The organism is Clostridioides sp. GD02404 (assembly GCF_045898275.1).
Classification (GTDB): Bacteria; Bacillota; Clostridia; order Peptostreptococcales; family Peptostreptococcaceae; genus Clostridioides; species Clostridioides difficile_A.
Genome location: NZ_JBJOCA010000041.1, coordinates 1 through 24,236 on the forward strand (window position 1 = coordinate 1; position 24,236 = coordinate 24,236).

The window sequence follows — 24,236 nt, forward strand, 5'->3', positions numbered from 1 at the left end:
CAATAATAAAAAAGAAAAAACAATAACAAAATTATTGAAAATAATACCAAATCAATATATAATAAGAATAAATAAAAACTAAAGGGGGATATTTTAATGCAACTAATCTTAGATACAGGTAATGTAGAGGAGATTAAGGAATTATGTACTTGTTTACCAATAGACGGTGTAACTACAAATCCAAGTATTGTCTCAAAAGAAAAAAAGAATTTTAAGCAACTCATAAATGAGATTGGTGAAATTATAGGTGAGGATATGCCTATACATGCTCAAGTGTTAAGTAAAAAGTATGAAGAAATATTAGAAGAGGCATTATATATAAGTAGTTTGAGAAAAAACATATATGTAAAAATACCTGTAACACAAGATGGTTTAAGAGCTATAAAAGACCTTCATAAAAAAGGGATAAAAATAACTGCTACTGCAATATTTACAGCACATCAAGGTTTTTTGGCTGCAAAAGCTGGAGCAAACTATATTGCGCCTTATGTAAATAGACTTGATAATATATCTGGCGATGGAGTATCTATGGTTTCAGAGCTTATAAAAATAATAGATACATATAAAATGGACACAAAAGTACTTGCTGCAAGTTTTAAAAATGCACAACAAGTTATAGAATTAATGCAAAATGGAGTACATAGTGTTACAGTACCATACGATATTTGTAAGGCTATGATGAATCATCCATTGACAGACTGGAGTGTAGATAAGTTTATAGAAGATTGGGAGAATACTTTTGGAAAAGGTAGTAAAACAAATAATATCTAGCATTATAATTAAAAAGTGGTTTTATGCATAATTATGTAAGTAGACTTGTATTAAAAGATGAAAATATGAATTATTTTTAATAATTTAAGCTATTATTTTGAGTTAATTCATATTTTCATCTTTTTAGATTTCTAAACCTATGAATCTCCACCAGGGGAATGTCACACATATTATTATAAAATAAGTTAAAGGAATTAAAGTTAAACCATACTTAAAAATAACCTTGCTATTATACAGATTTTCACCATGTCCAACCATTATTGTTGCGTGATGGAATGGTAGTATGTATTGTATACTTACTATGATATAGACAAATAGGCATAATGTAATGCTATTTTCTTTTAGTATGTGCAAACTTCCAAGCAATGGTATTACCACAGATGATGTAGTAACAGCACTTCCAAGACATATATTCAATACTATTGTTAGAGTTATTAAAAATAAGATTGAAATAATTTCTGAAGAGTGTGGTATAAACTTTATCAAATAATTTCCCATTATATCTACAACTCCAGAGTACTTTAATACTCCTCCAATTGAAAATGCTGCTACGAAAAAAATAAGGACTTTCCAATTTATTTCTTTTAAAGTATTGAATCCAATTATTTTTCTTAATAATAAAAGAATTACACAAATTGACATTATGATTAGAGTGTTTATGTTATGTATAAACTGGGTCAAAAACATAAAAAACATTATTCCTAGGCATAAAAAAGTGTATTTTTGTTCCTTATTCAATAAATTAAACTCCATTTTAAAATTAGAATATGAAAATTGAAATTTATTAGAAACAAGATTTTTGTTAGAAACAAATTCTATTGAAGATAATTCTTTTTTAAAAATAAAAATAAATAAAAAATAAGTTACAAAACAAGTAATTATAGTTGGAACAGACATATAAAAAGCCCATTGACCCCAATTTATATTACAGTTTCCAAGTTCTAATACAACGTAGTTTAAAAGGGTATCTCCATTTATAAAAAACATAGATGTAAAGGTAGATGCTGTAAATATGCTAAATAAAAGTATAGATTTTGAATCTTCAGTTATTTTTTGTTCTTTTAAAAACTCTTTGTAAAAAGCTGATACCAAAATGACCCTTGGGAATGGTTGTGGAATAAAAAATATTAACAATATACCTAAAATATATGATAAAAGAATCATTTTTTTAGGAGTGTTAACAATATTTAAAATTAATTTTTCAGAAATAATCCTTGCAACACCTGTCTTTGTAACTGCATTAGTAATTATGTAGGCAAGGACTATTATATAAAAATTTTCTGTAAATAAAAATTGTAAAATTACATTTAAGGGTGCAATGTTAAAAATAAATGCTAGAATTACGAAAAATAATGCAACTACAGTTTTTTCAACAGAGTCTATAGCCCAAATTAAGATGGTTAAAAAAGATAAGCATATAGAAAATTTTATATTAAAACTGTAATTAAGAGAAAAGTACAGAATTATTGTAGCTATAATAGTCATATAAAATTTTTTTGGCTTAAGAATAATACCCATTTTTATATTCACCTCCATAATTTATTATATCATAATGGAGGTAAATACATTTTATCAAAAGATTATTCATTGATTATATGATTTACAATAACTTTAATTTTTTAATACCCTTTATGGCATATAGTTAAATTCTTCACTTTGTTTTTTAAAAATAAAAAATTTATCAATTCATTATAATATAATCTTAGAGTAAGCTTTATATTTCAACTATAAATAAATTGTATTAAAATATCATATATTTTTCGAAAATGTAAAGAATATAATTATAATCGGGATAAGAGAAATTAATACTTAATATAATCGAATATTAATACAAAATCAGTATAATATATACGTATATATTGACAAAATTAATTATATAAATTAAAATAATATTCGTAAAGAAAAAATAATGTTTTGGATTGTATAACATATAATTTTGACAATATGGGTCATAAGTTTCTACCGGAATACCGTAAATATTCTGACTATGTATACTATTATTTAGTTAATTAAATATTTAATTAACTGAATTATGAAGGATACGGCTCAGCTTATCAATTACTGTGTCGTTTTTTTGTAAAATTTAATAGGAGGTGTTGTTATGCAAACAACAAACAGTAGTACCATGCAGAAACTTTTTCCAATTTTGACTAATAAAAATGTTGATATGAAAAAAGAAGTCATTGCAGGAGTAACTACTTTTTTAACTATGGCTTATATAATAGCTGTAAATCCAAATATTTTATCTGAGACAGGTATGCCAGCTGGTGCACTTGTTACAGGGACATGTTTAGCAGCAGCATTTGGATGTATTTTAATGGGTGTAGTTGCAAATCTTCCTTTTGCTTTGGCATCAGGTATGGGTCTTAATGCATTTTTTGCATACACAGTAGTTTTACAAATGGGTGTTCCTTGGGAAGTGGCTCTTACAGCAGTATTTGTAGAAGGTATTATTTTTATAGTTTTATCAGTAAGTGGAGTTCGTGAGGCTGTTGTAAATGCAATACCAAAAAATATGAAATTAGCTGTTACAGGTGGTATTGGTATATTTATTGCACTTATAGGTTTAGTAAATAGCGGAATTGTTATCGGAGATCAAGCTACTCTTATCAAAATGGGTAGATTTACACCAGCAGTAATAATAACTTGTATAGGATTAATAATTATTGCTGTATTAGATAAAAAAAGAGTTAAAGGTTCTATACTTTTTGGAATAGTAGTAAGTTCATTACTTGCTTGGGGATTTGCTTTTATGAATCCAGAGTATGCACAAAAACTAGGGATATATTTACCTGGTGGAGTATTTAAATTTGAAAGTTTAGCACCAATAGCAGGTAAAATAGATTTAGGATATGTATTACATCCAACGAATATAGGTGGATTTTTAGTAGTAGTTTGCACATTTTTATTTGTTGATTTCTTTGATACAGTTGGTACATTAGTAGGTGTTTGTTCTAAAGCAAACATGCTAGATGAAAAAGGAAATGTTCCTAATGTAGGAAGAGCTTTACTTACAGACGCAGTTGCAACTACAGTAGGTGCAGGACTTGGAGTGTCTACAGTTACAACTTATGTTGAAAGTTCAACAGGAGTTATTGCAGGTGGAAGAACTGGATGGACAGCAGTTACAGTTGGGATTTTATTCTTAGCTGCAATGTTTTTCTCTCCTGTATTTATAGCAATTCCATCATGTGCTACAGCACCAGCTTTAATATATGTTGGATATTTAATGCTTGGTACAGTTAAGGATATAGAGTTTGACAATATAACTGAAGGTGTTCCAGCATTTGTTACTATTGCTTGTATGGCATTAACTTATAGTATAGGTGATGGTTTAACTTTAGGTATATTAACTTATGTTTTCGTAAATGTATTTTACAATATATTTGGAACTAAAAAAGCAGAAGATAAGAAGCATGTTTCTATAGTAATGATTGTCTTGGCTATATTATTTATAATAAAACTTTGGCTTTTATAATGAATATTATTTAAAAAATTAATTTAATAAAATAAAGAGCTGTAATTTCTAACATGTTTTAATGAGAAATTACAGCTCTTTTGTATTTGTTAAATTATTTAACTGTATCTATTAGCTTTCCATTTTGTAAAATTTTAGGCACAATTGTTATATTAAATTCTTTTTGTAAATCCTTTATCACATCTAATTCTTGTTTTGTTATTATTGAGATTGTGTTACCATCTCGATTCCCTCTAGCAGTTCGGCCGCATCTATGCAAGTATTCATTTTTACTTTTTGGAAAATCTAAATTAAAAACATGACTTACATCTACTATATCTAGTCCACGAGCAGATAAATCAGTTGTAATTAAAATTTTTGCTTTTCCAAGTTTAAATTTATTTATTGCATTTTTTCTATCTTCTTTTGCCATGTTTCCAAAGATTCCAATTGCCTTATAATTATGATAATTTAGTTTTGATACTAGGACTTCTATATTTTTTTCGTTGTTTACAAATACAATTGCTCTTTTTGGATTTGTGGCAGCTAATGTTTTTCTAAGAAAATTAAATTTATCCCTTATTTCACCTAATAAATATGAGTGATTTATATTAGGATTTATTTGTGACTTTTCTTTCGTTTTTATTATTTCAAATTCTTTCATAATTTTATCACAAATTTTTATAGTATTATCAGTAAGGCTTGCAGAACATCCTATAATCTGTCTATCCCTTAATGTAGTTCTTATTATATCTTCTATACAAGTTATATTTTTTCCATTCAATAGATTGTCTACTTCATCTAAGACGATAGTTTTTATATTATGTGATTTTAATTTCTTTTGTTTTATTAAGTCTAAAACTCTTCCACAAGAACCAATTACTATATGTGGTTTTATTGTTTTTATGTTTTTTATTTGCTTTTGTATATTTACTTCCCCAATTAAAGCTAAAGAAGTTAAAGGAATTTCTGAGTTTTTAGCTAATAATTCAACTTGGTTTGTAATCTGCATTACTAGTTCATGTGTAGGTGCAAGTATAAGCGCTTGTGTCTCTCTTTTTGATGTATCAATTTTTTCACATATAGGTAGAAGATATGCCAGTGTTTTTCCTGTTCCAGTCTGAGAATTAATCAATAAATCTTTATTTTGTATTATATTTTCTATAGCAAGTGACTGAACTTCTGTTGGAGAAGTTATGTCTTGTTTTTTAAGCCCATCTATCAAAGTAGAACTTATTTTTAATTGTTCAAATGTATTCATGTTTTGCTCCTTCTATTTAATCATTAATATTATTATAGTCAACTATTTTTTATTATACATTGTTTAAGCAAATCGAACTATATATTCTTTTATAATTATGTGTAATTTAGAAGTAAATATAATTTATATTTCCATATTTCTAATGGTTTTATATTTTCTAAACTTTAAAAATAAACAAATAAAAGTTGTAATTATTTGATAGTTGTTATATATTATATATAACAACTATCAAAACTATAATATGGAGGGAAATTATGTTAAAGGTAATCAATGTATCTAAATCATATAAAAATAAGAAAGTAGTAAATAATATTTCATTTGATGTAAATGATGGAGAGCTTTTTGGGTTTATAGGTCATAATGGTGCAGGTAAAACTACTACTATTAAGGCAATTGTTGGGATACACGATTTTGAAGAGGGAGAGGTGCTTGTAAATTCTAAGTCGATAAAAAAACAACCTGTTGAATGTAAAAAAGAAATGGCATATATACCTGATAATCCGGATTTATATGAATCATTAACTGGTGTACAATATCTTAATTTTATAGCAGACATATTTGAAGTTGATAAAAATAAAAGAGAAGAGTTAATAAAATATTATTCGAATAAGTTTGAACTTAATAAAGCATTAGGAGATTTAATATCTTCATATTCACATGGTATGAAACAAAAATTAGCCATAATTTCAGCTTTAATACATAATCCAAAAATTTTAATTCTTGATGAACCTTTTGTAGGTCTTGACCCAAAGGCATCGTTTATATTGAAAGAGATTATGAAAGAATTCTGTGCAAAAGGTGGTTGTATATTTTTCTCAACACATGTTTTAGAAGTTGCCGAAAAAATTTGTGATAAGATTGCCATAATAAAGGATGGAAATATAATTGCTTATGGAAGCACAGAAGAAGTTAAAGGAAGTAATTCACTTGAAAGTATTTTTTTGGAGTTAATAGAAAAATAAATTGTTTTTTATACAATATAGTGTCTAAAGTGAGGAATGATAAAACATGAACAATCTAAGTATATTAATAAAAACTAATATAATAAATGAATTTAAATTGAATACTTTAAAAAAAGCAGATGGAAGAGAAAAACAAAAAATAATGGGAATGGTATTTTCAATTGTTATTATAGCAGGGTTGCTAATTTTTTATGTAACTAGCTTAAGTCTTTCTCTAGTTGATATTTTGAAACAGATAAATCAAATGGAAATGTTACTGATATTTGGGTTTGGACTGTCAACATTAACAACCATCGTTACATCATTATACAAAACTTCATCATATCTATTTCAAGCAAAAGATTTAGATCTCTTGACTAGTTTACCTATAAAAGAATCTACTATACTAGCAAGTAAAATATTGATGTTGATTGGAACAAACTATTTATTTTCTTCAGTATGTATGATTATACCAGCAGTAGTTTATTTTTTTAATTCTGATGTAAGTATAGCTTATTTTCCTTATTTAATATTATTATTTTTAGCTTTGCCTCTATTACCAATAGTTGCATCATCAATAATTTTTTTATTTATAGGGCAGATATCATCAAAAATAAAATATAAAAATTTAGTATTAATCATAGGTAGTGTAATATTGCTTTTACTTTATACTCTATTTATGTCAAGACTGAATTCTATATCAGCTGAAATGTTAAAGAATAGTGTATCTATTTCAGAAACTATTAGAAAAATATATCCACCTACATATTATTTTGTTGATGCTCTTAAAACAGGAAGTATAATTTCTTTTTTAGCATTTATATCAATATCAATAATACCATTTTTTATGTTTATAACTTTATTTGCTAAAAGATTTAAAAATATAAATTCTAAAATGCGTGAAAGTTATAAGTCAAAAAGTTATGAGTTTAAGAGTCAAAAAATTTCAAGACCATCAAAAGCTCTATTAAAAAAGGAGTTTAAAAGATATTCTTCTTCATTCATTTACTTTTTAAATTCATCTGTTGGTCTGTTATTTCTAATAGTAGGTACAATTTTAATATTACTATTTGGGGCAGATAAAATGGCTGAATTGCTAAAAATGAATATTGATTTTAGTATCATAAAAATACAGTTATTAGGTGTGTTCTTCTTTATAATGGTAATGAATTGTACAACATATTGTTCGATTTCTTTTGAAGGAAAAAATTTATGGATATTAAAATCTTCTCCAATAGATGAGAAAGAAATATTCTGGTCAAAAATATTGATGAATTTTTTATTGAATGCATCATTATCTATTTTATGTTTGATATTAGTGTCTATAAAATTAGATTTTGAAGTCCAATTTATTATTGTATCAATTTGTTTACTTACAACTTTTTCAATGTTTGTAGCTTTGATGGGGTTATTAACAAATTTATTATATCCAAATCTTGATTGGAAAAATGAAGTTGCAGTTGTAAAGAGAAGTGCAAGTATGATAGTTACAATGTTAGCATCCTTAATATATATAGTTGTACTTGGAGGTATATATATATTAATGGGAATTTCATTTTTAAATATGTATATTGTTTTAGCAAGTGTGCTTACATTAATACTAGATTTTATGATATGGAGAATTATTTCTACTAAAGGAATAAAAATCTTTAAAAGTTTATAGATGTATTTGTGCCAAATAGAGACTTATTTTTTTTAGTATTGCAAAGAATATGTTAAGTAGTATACTATGATATAGTGATATGAAAAAATTTAGGAGAAAATAAATGAGAAAACTATCCAAAAAAGAAAAAGATTTTATTCAATATGGATTTTTGCTATTTTTGATATGTATTACTACTTATTTAGTGTTAACCACTTTAGATATAAAAATGATACCTAAAATTATAAGGATGGTAAATAAGGCTTATATATTCTTTGGGATATTAATAATACTAGTATATATGCTAATTGAAGCTATTGTAACTCATTTGATAATAAATGCAGTTCAGAAGACAAAAGTAAAATTTATTGGTATTAAAATGGCTACGATGGGATTTTACTATAACTTAGTTACTCCATTTGCATCTGGGAGTCAACCAATGCAAATATATGCACTTACAAAATATGATGTGAGTCTTAGCAAATCAGTAGCTATAGTTACTAACAAGACAGTGGTATTTCAAAGTACAGTTACCATGTTTTGTGGAATTTTAATTTTACTAAATAAGCCATTATTAATGCAACAAATACATTCTGTTAGAGTTTTGATAACGGTCGGGATGATTATGAATGTAAGTATGTTGTTAGGTGGACTACTAATAGTATTTAGTCCAAAACAAGTAAAAATGGTAGCAGAAATTTTGATTAATTTTTTATCTAAATTTAAGACATTTAAATTCTTAGATTCAAAACGTGATAGAGTAAATCATTATATTGATGATTATAATTACTCTATAAAAATATTTATTAAAAATGTGAGAGTTTTAGTTTTAAGTATATTACTTACTGTGTTGCAACTAATAGCGTATTTTAGTATAGTCTATTGTGTGTATAAAGCTTCAAATCTAAAAGGAGTATCATACATACATATAATGACACTACAAGTGTTTTTGTATATGGCAATATCGCCAGTACCAACACCAGGAAATGTTGGAGCGAATGAAGTTACATTCTTTACTATGTTTTCAAAAATAATTCCCAAAGAGTTATTAGGGTATTCAGTACTATTATATAGTGGATTTGTATACTATTTTATATTAATAATTTCGGGGATGTTTACGTTTAGGACACATTATACCTTAAATAATTGGAAAAAAGAAGAAGAAGTAAGTTCTAATTTAGAGGAAGTTATTGAAAAATTTAATTAGTAAAATAATTAGGGAAATTCTAGATACGAATATAGTGTTAAATAAGCTATATTATATTGAGAAATTTCCCTTTTTTGATTAAAACTATAGAAATTTGAAATAATAAGTAATAAATAGAAAAATTTATATTGTTTTGAAAGGATAAAATATGAAAAAAGATAAAAAAGATGAAAATAGAAGTAATATTTTTAGTACGAAAAAAAATCTTCATAACAAGCTTGAAATTGCTGAAGAATTACATCCAAGTAAAAATATAGGAAGTATGCTTGGATATAGGATAGATAAGAAAAAAACGAATAAACCAAGTTAATGAAAATGTTGAAAATAGTACGTTTTAAAAAAAATATATAATGAAATGTTTTATTGTTAAATTTAAAGTTATTTTAATAAGAAAAAAAGTCGAAAAATATCTAAAAAAGATATATGTATAGATAGTATTAATATATATATATTATAAACTTGACAAAATCAACCTTTTAATAACTGGTAAAAAATATTAAAATTATAGAAGTGTTATTTAATTATCAAAAATGAAGGTTAAGTTGCAGGAAGGAAAAAATATGATTGATAACATTTATTTGTGTGCTATAATTATATAGTAAAACGAATAAATGAGTATGTCATATAATGCATGCATATTGGGAGGAGAGACTGACATGGAATCATCTATACACACAATTGCCAGTAATAATTTATTGGTGATTTTTGCTGTTGTAAGTATAACTGGAATAATTTGTAGCAAGCTTAGCGAAATATTGAAAGTTCCTGATGTTGTACTATTTTTACTTGTAGGAATTCTAATAGGACCATCATTTTTAAAATTTATAGATATTCGCGGATTTCAAATAGAAAATCAATTAATACTTACATTTGGTTCTGCATTTATCTTATACTTAGGTGGAAAAGAAATAAGTTTAAAAGTGTTGAGAAATGTAAAGATATCTGTATTCTTACTAGCTACTTTAGGAGTTGTGATATCTGCTTTTATAATGCAACAAGTAATAAGCTTTGCTTTTGGAATAAGTGCAATGACTGCTTTACTAGCAGGAACTATAATAGCATCAACAGACCCAGCTACTCTTGTACCTATATTTAATCAAGTAAAAATAAAGGATAGAGTAAAACAAACTGTAATAAGTGAATCAGCTTTTAATGATGCAACAGGAGCTATATTAACATCAGCAGTGTTAGCTGTAATTTTATCAAATAAATTTTCATTAAGTGAAAATATTTATGAATTAGGGACAATGGTTATTGTCGGAGTTGTTATTGGTTTAATTACAGGAATACTGCTTTTGAAATTGGTTAATGATAAACCATATGGAATATTCAAAGATTTTGCACCAATAATATCTGTTATTTCAGTTGTTGTTGCATATGAATTATCTACAAAATTAGGTGGAAGTGGATACATGTCTTGCTTTATTGTAGGTATAATAACTGGTAATAAGAAAAACTTTAGAATTTGGTTAAGTCAAAAATCTTATGATGCAGATTTCTATGTTGCTGAAACTTTAGGTACTATTTGTCGTATGGCAATATTTATAATATTAGGTAGCCAAGTTAATTTAGCTCAATTAGGCCAATATTTTGTACCATCTGTAATTACAGTACTAGTATTAATGTTTATAGCAAGACCACTTTGTGTTTTAGTTTGTACACTTGTGGATAGAGAAGCAAAATGGAGTAAAAATGAAATGTTATTTATGATGTGGGTAAGGGAAACTGGAGTAATACCAGCTGCACTTTGTGGTATCATTTCAGCAATGAAAGTTCCTGGATACGAAGTAATTTCATCAGTAGTATTTATGACTATACTAATCACATTAGTAATACAAGGAAGTACTACAAAATTGGTAGCTAAAAAACTTGGATTATTAGAAGAAGAAGTGATAAATATAAGTGAAAAAGTATCAACTTTTTAAAATTTCACTTTAAATAATACATAATAATGGCTATTTTAAAATTATCTAATGATAATTGTTGAAATAGTCATTTTTTATGTAGAAGTAATTTACAGAATTTACATATTGGATATATTTATTATCAAAATTTGTTGAAGCTATGATATAATTAGTTGTATTTAAAATAAGAATAGCAAATAAGGGAGGAAATTTATGTTTACGGTTATGGATATTGTACAGCCAGATACAGTAGAAGAAGCGTACTCAATTTTAAATAAAAGAAAAACTAATCAAGTGATTGGTGGAAGTGCTTTTTTAAGAATGGGGAAAAAAAGAATAAGTACAGGGATAGAATTATCTAATTTAAACTTAGACTATATAAAAGAAGATGAAGATTATATTGAGATTGGCTCTATGACTACTTTTAGAACTTTAGAGACAAGTCAAATAGTCAAAAAAAATTTTGGAGATATAATAGAAGATTCAGTTAAAGATATAATAGGAATTCAGTTTAGAAATGTAGTAACGGTTGGAGCTACAGTATTTTCTAAATATGGTTTTTCTGACTTGATAGTAGCATTGCTTTCATTAGACACAGAAGTAGAATTATATAAAGCTGGAAGGATTAGTCTTGAAGAGTTTCTTAATAGAGATTATGAGAAAGATTTACTAATTAAGGTATATATAAAGAAAACAAATAAAAATGCTTCTTATAAATCACTAAGAAATGCAAAGAGTGATTATCCTCTCCTAAATGTATCTGTATCAAAACACATGGGAAAATTTAAATTGTGTGTAGGTGCAAGACCTCAAAAAGCTACGATTGCGAAACAAGCTAGTGAATTCCTATCTAATAATGAAGTTAATGAAGTTAATATAGATAAAGCAATAGAAATTGCGTCAGAAGAATTAACTTTTGGTTCTAATATGAGAGCATCTAGGGATTATAGAAAAGCTATGAGTAAAGTACTTTTAAAAAGAGCTATAATGGAGGTTATTTAATGTTAGTGAAACTTAATATAAATGGAAAGAAAAAAAGTGTAGATATAGAGCCAGAAGAATATTTAGTTGACACTTTAAGGAAAGTTGGCAATTTAAGTGTAAAAAGAGGTTGTGACACAGGATGTTGTGGTCTCTGTACAGTTTTAATTGATAAGAAACCTACATTATCTTGTGCAACATTGACATTGAGAGCTTTAAATAAAGAAATAACTACAATTGAAGGTTTAGAAGATGAAGTTAGAGAGTTTAGCGAAGTTTTGGTAAAAGAAGGTGCTGAGCAGTGCGGATTCTGTTCTCCTGGTTTTATACTTACTGTACTTGCAATGAAAGATGAGCTTGAAAATCCTACAGATGAAGAAATAAAACACTATCTGACAGGAAATCTATGCAGATGTACAGGATATATGGGACAGTTAAGAGCTATCAAAACTTATCTGGAGGTAAAGTAGAACATGAATATAGTTGGAAAAGGAATCAAAAAAATAGATGGAATGAGTATTACAACAGGTAAACCTGTGTATACAGATGATTTATCAGCAAAAGATGCTTTGGTGGTAAAGATACTTAGAAGTCCTCATGCTTATGCAAAAATAAAAGATATAGATACATCAAAGGCAGAAATGGTTGATGGTGTTGAATGTGTTTTAACATATAAAGATGTACCAAAATCTAGATTTACACTTGCTGGTCAAACATATCCAGAACCATCTCCATATGATAGATTAATTCTTGAAGATGTTGTTAGGTATGTAGGTGATGAAGTAGCTATAGTTGCTGCTGTGGATGAAAAAACAGCAATTAAGGCAATGAATCTTATCAAGGTAAAGTATGAAGTACTTACTCCTGTTTTGGATTTTGAAAAAGCAATAGGGAATAAAGTTGTAGTTCATGATGAGGATAGACATTGTAACTTTGACATAGGTATGCAGAGAGAAAATAATATAGTATCACATCATGATTATACTAAAGGTGATATGGACAAAGTACTAAGTAATTGTGATATAGTAATTGAAGAAACTTATTATACTCAAGCACAAGCGCACGCAATGATGGAGACATATAGAGCATACAATTATTTAGACCACACTGGTAGATTGGTTGTAGTAAGTTCAACTCAAATACCATTTCACGTTAAAAGACATTTGTCTCGTGCATTAGAGCTACCAGCTAGTAAAATTAGAGTCATAAAACCTAGAATTGGTGGTGGATTTGGCGGAAAACAAACTGCATGTGTGGAGATTTTCTCGGCAATTGTAACTTTAAAAACAGGTAAACCAGCTAAAATAATTTATGATAGAAAAGAAACTTTTAATTGTTCAACAAGTAGACATGCGATGAGATTGAAGGTTAGACTAGGTGCTACTAATGATGGAATAATAAAAGCTATAGATATAAATGCACTTTCTGATACAGGTGCATATGGAGAGCATGCCTCTACAACTATTGGTTTGGTTGGAGAAAAAACTTTACCAATGTATAATAAAGTTGAAGCAACAAGATTCATTGCAGATGTAGTATATACTAATAAAATGCCAGCAGGAGCACTTAGAGGTTATGGAGCTTCTCAAGGATGTTTTGCTGTTGAATCAACTATAAATATGCTTGCTGATAAATTAAAAATGGACCCAACAGATTTAAGGTTAAAAAACGTAGTAACACAAGGTGAGACTACATTTGCATATGGAAAAACTTTAAATAGTGTGGATTTAGTAAAATGTATAAATAAGGGTAAAGAGCTTATTGGATGGGATGAAAAATATCCTTGTAAACATCTTGAGAATGGAAAGATTAGAAGTGTTGGTATGGGAATTACTATGCAAGGTTCTGGTATACAAGGTCTTGACAAGTCTTCAGCTGAAATTAAATTGAATGACTGTGGAGATTATACACTTATGATAGGTTCTACTGATATGGGTACAGGAAGTGACACAATCCTAGCCCAAATGGCTGCTGAAGTACTTGAAACGAGTATCGAAAATATAACAGTCATATCGGCTGATACTGACTTAGTTCCATATGACCCAGGTTCATATGCTTCAAGTACTACTTATGTAACAGGTATGGCAGTAGTTAAAGCTGCTCAAGACTTAAGAGCAAAAATAATTTCTGCTGGAGCTACTAAACTAGGTGTTGATATAGATGAAGTAGAATTTGATGGTGTAAACTTAACTAGTAAAAAAGGTAGCACATTATTATTTGATATAGCAGTGGATTCTACAATTGGGCCTGACACTAATCAATTGATAGGTCTTGCTTCTCATGGTAGTCCAGTATCACCACCACCTTTTATAGCTGGTTTTGCAGAAACTGAAATAGATAAAGAAACTGGGAAGGTTGATTTAGTAAATTATGTGGCTATAGTAGACTGTGGAACAGTTATAAATAAAAATCTAGCTAAGATACAAGTTGAAGGTGGAATTGTTCAAGGGATTGGAATGGCCTTATTTGAAGAAGTTAGATACACAGAAAAAGGTAGTATGGATACGAATACATTTATGCAATATAAGATTCCGGCTAGATGTGATATTGGAAAAGTAGAAGTAGATTTTGTTGAAACTTATGAACCAACAGGGCCATTTGGTGCTAAGTCAGTTGGAGAAGTTGTTATAAATACACCTTTGCCAGCTGTACAAGAAGCTGTATTTAATGGGGTTGGTGTGAGAATAAATACACTTCCTATTACACCTGAAAAAGTATTCATGGCAATGAATAAATAATTATTTATGAAGATTTTAGACTAGTTTTACATGTTAAACAACCAGTTATGTCATACCTGTTGAAAGATATTTAATAAGTAGTTATTATAATATTATGAATTTTACTTATAAAATATAAAATTAACTAAGGGGATGATGTTTTGGCTGGAAATCTAAATAACATAAGAGCAGTAAATAATTTTAGAGGAGATAAAAACATTTTAGAATGTTTAGTCAGCTTTGAGGGTCGTTCGATAAGTCAGAGAAAAGTAAGAGTGTTCTTTAAAGAAAAACAAAATCAAATAGAAATTGACTTTGCAGAAGAGGAAATTTCTAAACTTGTTGAAAATGTAGTTTTAAATACATCATATCAAGAAATGTTGTATGATGAGATAGAAAAACAACTAGAAATTGATTGCATAGGTACTTGGATGATATTATCTAAATTAAAAGATAGCAGAGTTCATTGATTTTGACATAAATTATTAGAGCCTAATTTTAAGGCTCTTTTTTAATGTTTTTATAGAATAATAGAAAATTAAATTTGAATTTGTATACGATAATTATAACATATATTTAAAATATAGATATTTGAGTTTATATGTATCATATTGTATAATATAAATTGAATTAATAAAATAGTTCGTTAAAATAATTTGTTTATATAAAATAACTGTTTAAGTTTATAGAATTTGTATAAAATAAAGTTATATTATTAATTTTTAGCAATAAAATTTTTACTAGGAGACAGATATGAGAAGAAAGAGTATTAATATAGCATTAACAGCGGTTGTTACAGCAATTTATGCTGTTTTAACTCTGTCATTGGGATTTATAAGTTATGGACCAATACAATTTAGAATAGCAGAGATTATGATGCTCTTAGCATTTTTAGATAAAGGATACATAGTAGGTCTTACATTAGGATGTTTTTTAGCAAATGTTATAGGACCATATGGTGTACCTGATATAGTATTTGGGACATTAGCTACATTTATAAGTGGGAGTTTGATTTATTTTACTAGAAAGATAGGTGGACAAAGTAAAGGCACACTGATTATAGCTTCTATATGGCCAACTATCGTAAATGCAGTTGTAGTTGGATTGATGTTAAACATATTTTTTGGACTTCCTTTGATTTTATCTATGATACAGGTAGGTTTTGGAGAATTTGTGGTTGTGACAGTGGTTGGAGTACCATTTTTCAGTTTCTTAATGAAAAAATACAAGAATGTCATCGATATTAAATTTTAAAAAATAAATTATCATTTCATAGATTAAGATTAGTATTAATAATAAGGGGGATTTTATTTGTCAAAGATAAAAAGATTAACTGATGTTTGGACATATATTAATGATAAACAGAAGTTTACAATTAAAGAGTTGTCAGAAGAGTTTAATCTTTCGACTAAGACTATTCAACGATACTTGACAGAATTAAATGAAATGGGACTTCCAATTCAGACAGAGAAGGGTAGGAATGGAGGATATAGAGTTTTAAATAATAGTTATATACCTCCTGTTGTATTTACAGAAATAGAAGTCATGTCCATCTTCTTTGCTCTTAAGTCACTTCAAATTTATAGGTCGATGTTAATAGATAAAGAAATTGATTCTATAATAAGAAAAATAAGTTATGAGCGTAAAAGCAGTATAAAAGAAGGAATAGATAATATAAAAAGTTATATTGAGTTTATACCTAATGAAGGAATGTATAAAAGTAGTGATATAGTTGAAATTTTTAGAGCTTCATCAGAGTCTTGTATTTTAAATATTAAATATAAGTCTGGAAATCAATTACAGGAAAAAAATGTATGTCCTATAGGTATATTTTTAAAGAAGTGTGTGTGGTTTACACCTGTGTATGATTATGAGAGTGATAAGATTATATTAATTTGTATGGAAAATGTAATTGAATTTAAAAGGATAGGAAATAGCAAAAAGAAAAATATAAGTTTGAAAGAGTGGATAGACACAGTATATATGGAAGCATATGAAAATATACAATTTGCTAAAGAATTTGATGAAAATACTAAACTATGTGTACTATTGACTGAAGAAGGTGTATTGAAACTAAAGAATGATTCTTATGATTTAGATATAAAGATGAATGAAGATGGAAGTGGTATAATTGATACATTTATAAAGCATAATGAAATAGATTGGTATGTATCTACTTTATTTTCAATAGGACAAGAGGCAAGGGTGGTAGAACCGAAATTTATAAATAAGTTGCTTTATGACAAGGCTAAGGAGTTAAAATATTTTTTTGAGGAAAATATGTTATAATATTTAAAAATGTTAAAACTAAATAATCATTAAGGAGAAATGTATTATAATGGAAGATTTTAATAAGAATGCTAAGATAATTGGTATTGGGGCTGAAGGCATCAATATAATAAATGAAATAGAAGAAAAAATAAAAAAAAATGTAGACATAGAAAGAATCAATATAAATCAAGAAGTTGAGAAAGAATATGTAAGAAGTCTTTTAGACGGAGTAGACATATTATTTTTAGCCTATTCAACTGAAGATAAACAAAGTAGAGAAATTATAAAAGCTATTTCATATATGTCAAATGAAAGAAGAATTTTATCTATAGGAATGAATTGTTCTGATAAGGAAAATAAAGAAGATTTGGAACTTGGAAGAGAATTTAAAATCAATAGAGATAGTATTTTTAAATTTGTTGATTTGATGAATATTATGATAGAGTCTATTTCAGATTCTTGTATGATAAATATAGATATAACTGACTTAAAAGAAGCGATTATAGGAGATAAAGGAATTAAGTATTCTTTTGAAGAATTTGAAGATACAAAAGAATATAGTAAAATGGCTAACACTTTATTTGAGAGAATGGAATATCTTGGTGAAGAATTTGTAAATAAAAAAGGCATTGTATTTGTTGAAGGAAATATGGATTTTTCTCTAGTAGAATTGAATGATTTAATAAATAATATTCAAAGTAAGATAGAAGAAAAATATGAAGTGATATTCTCTTTATACTTAAAAGAAAATTTAGGTGGAAAGATTAAAGTTGCTTTATTGTATAATTAGCATATTTTAGATATTAAGGAGAAAGATATGTCTGAAAATATAAGGATTGCAGAGTATTGGTTAATGGAAGAATTTTTTTATCAAGAAACAGATACACCACAAGTTTTTAGAGAAGAAAGTATAATTGCACTTGGTTTTGATATAAAAATAAATCTAAAAAAAGTATTCAATATGGGAAAAAAATCAGAAAAATATATCAATGAGAACTGTAATGACAAAGATTTTATAAAAAAGTTTATGTCAATTAAAAAAGGAGATTATTTTTTATATAAGGCATATCAAAATGTAGAAGAAAAAATTAAATGTAGTGTATCTATTGGTATAGTTGATGAAAGTTTTGAAGATGGTTATGAATTAAGTCATATTTTGGGGCATACATTGCCAGTGAAATGGATGTACAACTTTGATACAGTTTCAAGTGGTAAAGTATATACAAGCGAGTTTTATAAATTGAGTAATAATGATATTAGTTCATATTTAGAAATCATTAAGTTACAAGATAAGAAATCATTGAGAAAAATGATAGAAGAAAGTGACAATAATAAATGGTATCTAAAAAACTATTATTATAAAAATGTAGATGAATGTATAGACAATGAAGAATTATTTATTCAACCGACTAACCTAGAGCAATTAGAATATCTTAAAAACATAAATACAGATGATTATATTTTGTTATATAATAGTGAGAAAGTAATCTGTGAAAATGACCATACAATGAAGAGTGTATTTGGTGTATGTCAAGTTATGGAAGGATTCGATATAGAAAAAATAAGTATCTTAGAGGGAGGATATTTTTTACCTGTTAAGTGGATAGAGTATGAAAAAGAGAATATAGATGGAAATGCTTGGGTCATATTTGAAAATAATAGTCTAGTTGAGAAGTATATAAAAAGGTTTACTAATAAAATACCTTTAAATACTATACTTTATGGTCCACCAGGAACTGGTAAAACATATAATGCAAAACAAGAAGTTTGTAATTTGATAAATGGAACTAGTTTAAAAGATAGAGATTACATAAGTAATACAAATTATAAAAATAATGTAGAATTTTGTACGTTTCATCAATCATATGGATATGAGGAATTTATAGAAGGACTAAAGTCTGATGGTGAAGGTAATTTTAAACCAGAGGATGGAATATTAAAAGATATATCTATAGAAGCATGTTATGATGCATTGAAGTTTGAAAAAAAGTTGAATCTTGAGTTGGAAAAAGAGTATTTGACTTTAGAAGAGATAAAAACTAGAAAAAAGAAGTTGATATTAGAAAATATAGAATCTAGTGACAGTTTTAATTTTGAAGAATCAGAAAACTATGTTTTAATAATAGATGAAATCAATAGAGGAAATATATCTAAAATATTTGGTGAGTTAATAACATTACTTGAAGAAGATAAAAGACTCACTAAATCAAATCAAACTATTGTAAAATTACCATACTCAAAAGAAAAATTTTCTTTACCTCCCAATTTGTATATAGTTGGAACTATGAATACGTCAGATAAATCAATAGCACTCTTAGATATAGCTTTGAGAAGAAGATTTAATTTTGAAGAAATTATGCCAGATTATGATTTATTGCCTATTGTAGATGGTATAGATATTAAAAATATGCTATATACAATTAATAAAAGGATAGAGTTTTTATATGATAGAGACCATGTAATTGGACAAGCTTACTTACTTGATGTAGATAATATTGATGATATAGTGTCAGTATTTAGAAGTAAAATAATACCACTTCTTCAAGAGTATTTTTATTATGATTCAGAAAAAGTAGGCCTTATTTTAGGTGGTATAGGGAAAGATGAAAAAGATAAATATATTGTTTATAAAGAAGAACTTATAGCTTCTGAATTATTTAAAAAAAATAATACTTCTGTGATTGAAAATAAAGTTAACTATTGTATAAAGCGAAACATATCTAGTGAGGAGTTAAAAAATATATATGAGTAAAAATATATATGTTAAAGAAACTTACGAATGGATAAGGGTTGGTAATGGTGAAAATGAGCTTACAGAAATTGAATATGAAAAATTGCTTAAATATATAGATAATAATAATGATGTATTAAAGAGCAATATAATAGATATTAAGTATAAAAAACTTAGATTCATAAACTATGTAGGTGTTATATGTTTTGAAAATGTAATACTTGAAGTGCTTCCAAAACTGTCATTAAGTGATAATCTTGCAAAAGATAGAGAAATGTTATTACAGATGCTTTCTATATGTAATAAAATTCCACTTATAATGAATGAAAGCATAAGATTAAGTTTGAAAAATTATAACCTTTTAAATTTCTTTGTTATGTATTTTATTGAAAATATGCAAACACAAATTAAAAGAGGCATTCACTTTGAATATATAAATAAAATAGAAAATTCAAATGTTATAAGAGGTAAAATATTGTTGAGTACATATGCAAGAGAAAGAGGAATTTCTCCAGTGAAAATAAAATGTGAGTATGATAAATATAGTGAAAATAATTTCTTGAATCAAGTTCTTAAAAAAGCATGTATATCTATTTTATATAGAATAAATGATAATTTAATTCAAAGTAAGATTAAAAAAATTTTAAGCTATTTTCAAAATGTAGACTTAATTTATGTAGACAAAGAAAAACTATTAGATTATAAATTTTATAAAAACAATGATAGATTTAAAGACTGTTACTTACTAGCTAGACTCATACTTTTAAATTTATCGATGGATAATAGTCAAAACAATCAAGAAGCATTTTCTATATTATTTGAAATAAATACTTTATATGAAGAATATATAGGTGTCTTAATAAAAAATATATGGGACAATTCATCTAGAGAAACTTATATACAAGATAAGAGTAAATTTCTCTTAAAAAATGAACAAACAGGAAAGAAAAATTTTAATTTAAGACCAGATATAGTATTATACGATTTAAAAAATGAATATGAAATTATAATTGATACAAAATGGAAAGCTATTGAAGTAGATTCAAATGTTTTTTATAGGTCAAGTGATATATATCAGATGTATGCATACATAACAACCTATGAAAATGCAAAAAGATGCATATTGTTATATCCTTGTATTCAAAAGGATAAAAATTATAGTTCTTGGAAATTATCAGAATCATTTAAAGGTAAATTTATAGAAGCAAAAACTGTGAGATTAGATGATGTGAAAAACACAAAAGATGATTTGAAAAAAATAATTTTTAATTATAAATTTTAGAAATAAGAATTATAAAAATAATAAAAATACTTTAAAAAAGGGTAAATATAACTCTATATGTATAGAAAAATTTCTGATGTATAGAAAAAAATTTATAAAAATCTTAAATTTAAAATTTTGAAAAGCATTTATATGTAAAGTGTGGCATCGCAATTGCTTGTTTAATATAAGATGCGTGTAAGATTAAGAAAGTATATCTACTAATTTGAGATTTGGTAGATATACTTTTTATTAATCTTAACTTGAAAAATAAAATATTATTAAATTATAACTAAACTTTTCTGTTATGATATAATTAAATAGATAATTTGAAGGATTATTATATAGAATACTTATTTGGAGTTGATATTTTATGGACAAACACAGTGATTCAGTAATGTATGGTGGAATGGAAGTATACAATATTTGGGGGACAACAACAGTAGACTCTATAATTGGAGATTCTGATGTAATGTGTGCTCTAAAAAATAGAATTCGCAAAATTGGAAATAGCGATTCTACTGTAGCTATAACTGGAGAAAGTGGTACTGGAAAAGAGTTAATAGCAAGGGCCATTCATCTCGCAGGAAATAGAGGGAATAAAACATTCGTTGCTATAAACTGTGCTGCTATACCAGAACCTCTACTGGAAAGTGAACTTTTTGGATATACAAAAGGAGCTTTTAGTGGAGCAGATTCAAAAGGTAAGATTGGTAAATTTGAATTGGCCAATGGAGGAGTCGTATTTTTAGATGAGATAGGAGACATGCCAATTCAACTACAATCGAAGTTATTGAGAGTATTACAGGAAAAGAAGTTTACGAGAATAGGCTCAAACGAACTGATTGATATAGATGTTAGAATCATATCAGCTACTAATAGAGACTTATTTGAATTGGTTAAAGAAAATAAATTTAGAGAAGACTTATACTATAGATTAAATGTAATACCTTTAGAAGTACCTCCACTTAGAGAAAGAGGAGATGATATACAAATATTAATAAACAATTTTATAGATAAATATTCCAGAAAGATGAAGAAAAATGTATACCATATAGAACCAGATGTAGAGCAAATGTTGCTTAAATATCCTTGGCCAGGGAATATTAGAGAGTTGGAAAACACTATAGAATTAGCCTTAAATCTCCTTGAAGAAGATGGCATAATACACAAAGGTATAATAAATAGAAAGATAATTGAATATTTTAAGCGAAACAATATAAATATAAAACTACTTGAGGAAAATGACTATGAGATAAGTATGGAACAAGAGATACTTACGCTTGAAGAGTTTGAAAGAGCATATATAAAGAAAGTGTTGAAGTTTTATGGTAATGATACTAAGTCTAAAAAGTTAGCTGCTAAAAAACTTGGAATATCATTAGCTACTTTATACAGAAAAATAGATGTATAATAATTAACTTTTTAATTCTCAATTCTAAAAATTGAAATTATAAAATTGATAAAAAACACTTGGAAAATAATTTTCCAAGTGTTTTTTTGTGTAATAGTATTTTATTATCCAAAAATAAAAAAAATTTAAAAGAATTAAAAAAAATAAATGCTTTATCAAATTATCAAATACTAACAAATATAATAAAATTTATATGTGTAAAACAATTCTGTTAAAAAATTGGCATTATAATTGCTTCATAGTAAATTGAGATGACAAAATAAAAAAAGAAAGGATGTTGTATGAGATAATAATAACTGTCATTAAAAAATAGTTGGGAGTGATAACCTTGAGTAAATATCAAAAGAGTGTCTCTATGTTTGATATTGATGGAAGGCCACCAATTTTAAAGTGTCTGCCACTATCAATGCAACATATATTAGCAATGATAGTTGGAACTGTTACAGTACCTATAGTCGTAGGAGGAGCTGTGGGTGTTAGCCCTACACAAATAACGCTTTTAGTCCAATATGCATTAATAATAGCTGGCATATCGACACTTATACAACTATATCCAATAGGAAATATTGGTTCAAGATTGCCTATAATTTTTGGAGTTGGATTTACTTATGTACCAACACTTGTAGCAGTTGGAGGAAATTACGGATTAGCAAGCATTTTGGGGGCACAACTAATAGGGGGAGTTGCTACAGTATTAATAGGATTATTTATAAAAAAGATAAGAAGATTTTTTCCTAATATAGTTGCAGGAACAGTAGTGTTTACAATTGGATTATCTTTATATCCTATAGCAATAAATTATATGGCAGGTGGTGTAAATAGCCCTACTTATGGCTCTATGCAAAATTGGGCAGTAGCAGCTATAACACTAGTGGTAGTTATAGGTCTTAGTCAATTTGCAAAAGGGTATGCAAAATTGGCAGCAATATTTTTGGGAATTATAGTTGGATATTGTGTATCTTTAGTTTTGGGTATAATAAATTTTGACCCTATTAGAGAAGCAGCTTGGTTTGCAGTACCTAAACCACTTGAGTTTGGATTGGAATTTGATATACCTGTAGTAATATCAGTAGTAATTGTAAGTATAATCAATGCTGTTCAAGCAATTGGAGATTTATCAGCTACTACAATGGGAGGTATGGACAGGGATATTACAGATAAAGAATTATCAAGTGGAGTAGTAGGAAGTGGAATTTGTACTATGATAGGAGCTTTGTTTGGAGGTTTGCCACCATCATCATACAGCCAAAACGTGGGGATGGTAGCTATGAACAAAGTAATAAGTAGATTTGTGCTTGGAATAGCTGGTATATTTATGTTATTGTCGGGGTTTGTACCTAAATTTGGTGCATTAATGACTACTATACCATATTCAGTTTTGGGAGGAGCTACAATATCTATATTTAGTATGATAACAATGACAGGTATAAAGTTAATTATTACAGAAGAGTTGTCATCAAGAAATATTACCATTGTTGGTTTGGCAATTGCTTTAGGCATGGGAATAACATCAGTCCCAGCAGCCCAAGAGGCATTTCCTTCATTTGTAAAATTAGTATTTGGAGAATCTCCAATAGTAATCGCAACATTGGTTGCATTCATTTTAAATCTAATAATACCAAATAAAAGTCTAGAGGATGAGGCTAAAGAAAGAGCTGTTATGGAAGAAGCCAATTAA

20 protein-coding genes and 1 riboswitch are annotated in these 24,236 nt (G+C 27.1%); of the genes, 18 read left to right on the forward strand and 2 right to left on the reverse strand.

What is annotated here, in order from left to right:
- The first annotated feature begins 96 nt into the window (after positions 1–96).
- Positions 97–771 carry a fructose-6-phosphate aldolase gene (gene fsa / locus Q3287_RS17965; RefSeq protein ID WP_054276903.1) on the forward strand — a complete coding sequence of 225 codons (675 nt, stop codon included), beginning with the start codon at positions 97–99 and terminating at the stop codon, positions 769–771.
- Positions 772–894: 123 nt separating this feature from the next.
- Here fsa and Q3287_RS17970 read toward each other — a convergent pair whose 3' ends face one another.
- Positions 895–2,289 carry an SLC13 family permease gene (locus tag Q3287_RS17970; RefSeq protein WP_407964581.1) on the reverse strand — a complete coding sequence of 465 codons (1,395 nt, stop codon included), beginning with the start codon at positions 2,287–2,289 and terminating at the stop codon, positions 895–897.
- Between the two features lie 387 nt (positions 2,290–2,676).
- Positions 2,677–2,779, forward strand: a riboswitch (purine riboswitch).
- 93 nt (positions 2,780–2,872) lie between these two features.
- Here Q3287_RS17970 and Q3287_RS17975 point away from each other — a divergent pair.
- Positions 2,873–4,249 (forward strand): NCS2 family permease, encoded by a 1,377-nt coding sequence (locus Q3287_RS17975; RefSeq protein WP_054270573.1) that lies wholly within the window; start codon positions 2,873–2,875, stop codon positions 4,247–4,249.
- A 94-nt stretch (positions 4,250–4,343) separates the two neighbouring features.
- On the opposite strand, the gene Q3287_RS17980 is transcribed toward Q3287_RS17975, so the two are convergent.
- Complete coding sequence (locus tag Q3287_RS17980; protein ID WP_054270572.1) at positions 4,344–5,489, reverse strand: DEAD/DEAH box helicase; 1,146 nt, start codon at positions 5,487–5,489, stop codon at positions 4,344–4,346.
- A gap of 254 nt (positions 5,490–5,743) precedes the next feature.
- Between Q3287_RS17980 and Q3287_RS17985 the strand changes: the two genes are divergently transcribed.
- The 16 genes from Q3287_RS17985 to Q3287_RS18060 all read left to right on the forward strand — a co-directional run bounded on the left by Q3287_RS17985 (position 5,744) and on the right by Q3287_RS18060 (position 24,236).
- Positions 5,744–6,451 (forward strand): ABC transporter ATP-binding protein, encoded by a 708-nt coding sequence (locus Q3287_RS17985; RefSeq protein ID WP_054270571.1) that lies wholly within the window; start codon positions 5,744–5,746, stop codon positions 6,449–6,451.
- Positions 6,452–6,497: 46 nt separating this feature from the next.
- Entirely contained in the window at positions 6,498–8,093 is a 1,596-nt protein-coding gene (locus Q3287_RS17990; protein ID WP_407964582.1) for a putative ABC transporter permease subunit, read from the forward strand.
- A gap of 103 nt (positions 8,094–8,196) precedes the next feature.
- Complete coding sequence (locus Q3287_RS17995; protein WP_074179659.1) at positions 8,197–9,279, forward strand: lysylphosphatidylglycerol synthase transmembrane domain-containing protein; 1,083 nt, start codon at positions 8,197–8,199, stop codon at positions 9,277–9,279.
- 148 nt (positions 9,280–9,427) lie between these two features.
- The gene (locus tag Q3287_RS18000) at positions 9,428–9,589 is read left to right on the forward strand and encodes a hypothetical protein (RefSeq protein WP_054276899.1); all 162 of its coding nucleotides are present in this window, start codon (positions 9,428–9,430) and stop codon (positions 9,587–9,589) included.
- A 346-nt stretch (positions 9,590–9,935) separates the two neighbouring features.
- A complete protein-coding gene (locus Q3287_RS18005; protein WP_054270567.1) occupies positions 9,936–11,204 on the forward strand; it encodes a sodium:proton antiporter in 1,269 nt (422 codons plus the stop codon).
- 192 nt (positions 11,205–11,396) lie between these two features.
- Positions 11,397–12,185, forward strand: coding sequence for an FAD binding domain-containing protein (locus Q3287_RS18010; RefSeq protein ID WP_407964583.1), 789 nt, complete (start codon positions 11,397–11,399; stop codon positions 12,183–12,185).
- Positions 12,185–12,634 carry a (2Fe-2S)-binding protein gene (locus Q3287_RS18015; RefSeq protein ID WP_054270565.1) on the forward strand — a complete coding sequence of 150 codons (450 nt, stop codon included), beginning with the start codon at positions 12,185–12,187 and terminating at the stop codon, positions 12,632–12,634. The genes Q3287_RS18010 and Q3287_RS18015 overlap by 1 nt, the downstream gene beginning before the upstream one ends.
- 3 nt (positions 12,635–12,637) lie before the next feature.
- The gene (locus Q3287_RS18020) at positions 12,638–14,902 is read left to right on the forward strand and encodes a xanthine dehydrogenase family protein molybdopterin-binding subunit (protein WP_407964584.1); all 2,265 of its coding nucleotides are present in this window, start codon (positions 12,638–12,640) and stop codon (positions 14,900–14,902) included.
- Between the two features lie 140 nt (positions 14,903–15,042).
- The gene (locus Q3287_RS18025; RefSeq protein WP_054270563.1) at positions 15,043–15,351 is read left to right on the forward strand and encodes a hypothetical protein; all 309 of its coding nucleotides are present in this window, start codon (positions 15,043–15,045) and stop codon (positions 15,349–15,351) included.
- Positions 15,352–15,634: 283 nt separating this feature from the next.
- Positions 15,635–16,135 carry a QueT transporter family protein gene (locus Q3287_RS18030; protein ID WP_054276895.1) on the forward strand — a complete coding sequence of 167 codons (501 nt, stop codon included), beginning with the start codon at positions 15,635–15,637 and terminating at the stop codon, positions 16,133–16,135.
- Between the two features lie 57 nt (positions 16,136–16,192).
- Positions 16,193–17,170 carry a helix-turn-helix transcriptional regulator gene (locus Q3287_RS18035; RefSeq protein ID WP_407964585.1) on the forward strand — a complete coding sequence of 326 codons (978 nt, stop codon included), beginning with the start codon at positions 16,193–16,195 and terminating at the stop codon, positions 17,168–17,170.
- A gap of 49 nt (positions 17,171–17,219) precedes the next feature.
- Positions 17,220–17,942, forward strand: coding sequence for a cell division protein (locus tag Q3287_RS18040; RefSeq protein ID WP_054276893.1), 723 nt, complete (start codon positions 17,220–17,222; stop codon positions 17,940–17,942).
- Positions 17,943–17,969: 27 nt separating this feature from the next.
- Complete coding sequence (locus Q3287_RS18045) at positions 17,970–19,904, forward strand: McrB family protein (protein ID WP_407964586.1); 1,935 nt, start codon at positions 17,970–17,972, stop codon at positions 19,902–19,904.
- Entirely contained in the window at positions 19,897–21,165 is a 1,269-nt protein-coding gene (locus tag Q3287_RS18050; protein WP_407964587.1) for an McrC family protein, read from the forward strand. The genes Q3287_RS18045 and Q3287_RS18050 overlap by 8 nt, the downstream gene beginning before the upstream one ends.
- Before the next feature lie 352 nt (positions 21,166–21,517).
- Positions 21,518–22,558, forward strand: a complete 1,041-nt coding sequence (locus Q3287_RS18055) for a sigma-54-dependent Fis family transcriptional regulator (protein WP_054276890.1) — start codon at positions 21,518–21,520, stop codon at positions 22,556–22,558.
- 355 nt (positions 22,559–22,913) lie between these two features.
- Positions 22,914–24,236 carry a nucleobase:cation symporter-2 family protein gene (locus Q3287_RS18060; protein WP_176702529.1) on the forward strand — a complete coding sequence of 441 codons (1,323 nt, stop codon included), beginning with the start codon at positions 22,914–22,916 and terminating at the stop codon, positions 24,234–24,236.

Coding starts and splice junctions, on each gene's coding strand:
- fsa (WP_054276903.1), top strand. CDS start 97: ATGCAACTAATCTTAGATACAGGTAATGTAGAGGAGATTAAGGAATTA.
- Q3287_RS17970 (WP_407964581.1), bottom strand. CDS start 2,289: ATGGGTATTATTCTTAAGCCAAAAAAATTTTATATGACTATTATAGCT.
- Q3287_RS17975 (WP_054270573.1), top strand. CDS start 2,873: ATGCAAACAACAAACAGTAGTACCATGCAGAAACTTTTTCCAATTTTG.
- Q3287_RS17980 (WP_054270572.1), bottom strand. CDS start 5,489: ATGAATACATTTGAACAATTAAAAATAAGTTCTACTTTGATAGATGGG.
- Q3287_RS17985 (WP_054270571.1), top strand. CDS start 5,744: ATGTTAAAGGTAATCAATGTATCTAAATCATATAAAAATAAGAAAGTA.
- Q3287_RS17990 (WP_407964582.1), top strand. CDS start 6,498: ATGAACAATCTAAGTATATTAATAAAAACTAATATAATAAATGAATTT.
- Q3287_RS17995 (WP_074179659.1), top strand. CDS start 8,197: ATGAGAAAACTATCCAAAAAAGAAAAAGATTTTATTCAATATGGATTT.
- Q3287_RS18000 (WP_054276899.1), top strand. CDS start 9,428: ATGAAAAAAGATAAAAAAGATGAAAATAGAAGTAATATTTTTAGTACG.
- Q3287_RS18005 (WP_054270567.1), top strand. CDS start 9,936: ATGGAATCATCTATACACACAATTGCCAGTAATAATTTATTGGTGATT.
- Q3287_RS18010 (WP_407964583.1), top strand. CDS start 11,397: ATGTTTACGGTTATGGATATTGTACAGCCAGATACAGTAGAAGAAGCG.
- Q3287_RS18015 (WP_054270565.1), top strand. CDS start 12,185: ATGTTAGTGAAACTTAATATAAATGGAAAGAAAAAAAGTGTAGATATA.
- Q3287_RS18020 (WP_407964584.1), top strand. CDS start 12,638: ATGAATATAGTTGGAAAAGGAATCAAAAAAATAGATGGAATGAGTATT.
- Q3287_RS18030 (WP_054276895.1), top strand. CDS start 15,635: ATGAGAAGAAAGAGTATTAATATAGCATTAACAGCGGTTGTTACAGCA.
- Q3287_RS18040 (WP_054276893.1), top strand. CDS start 17,220: ATGGAAGATTTTAATAAGAATGCTAAGATAATTGGTATTGGGGCTGAA.
- Q3287_RS18045 (WP_407964586.1), top strand. CDS start 17,970: ATGTCTGAAAATATAAGGATTGCAGAGTATTGGTTAATGGAAGAATTT.
- Q3287_RS18050 (WP_407964587.1), top strand. CDS start 19,897: ATGAGTAAAAATATATATGTTAAAGAAACTTACGAATGGATAAGGGTT.
- Q3287_RS18055 (WP_054276890.1), top strand. CDS start 21,518: ATGGACAAACACAGTGATTCAGTAATGTATGGTGGAATGGAAGTATAC.
- Q3287_RS18060 (WP_176702529.1), top strand. CDS start 22,914: ATGTTTGATATTGATGGAAGGCCACCAATTTTAAAGTGTCTGCCACTA.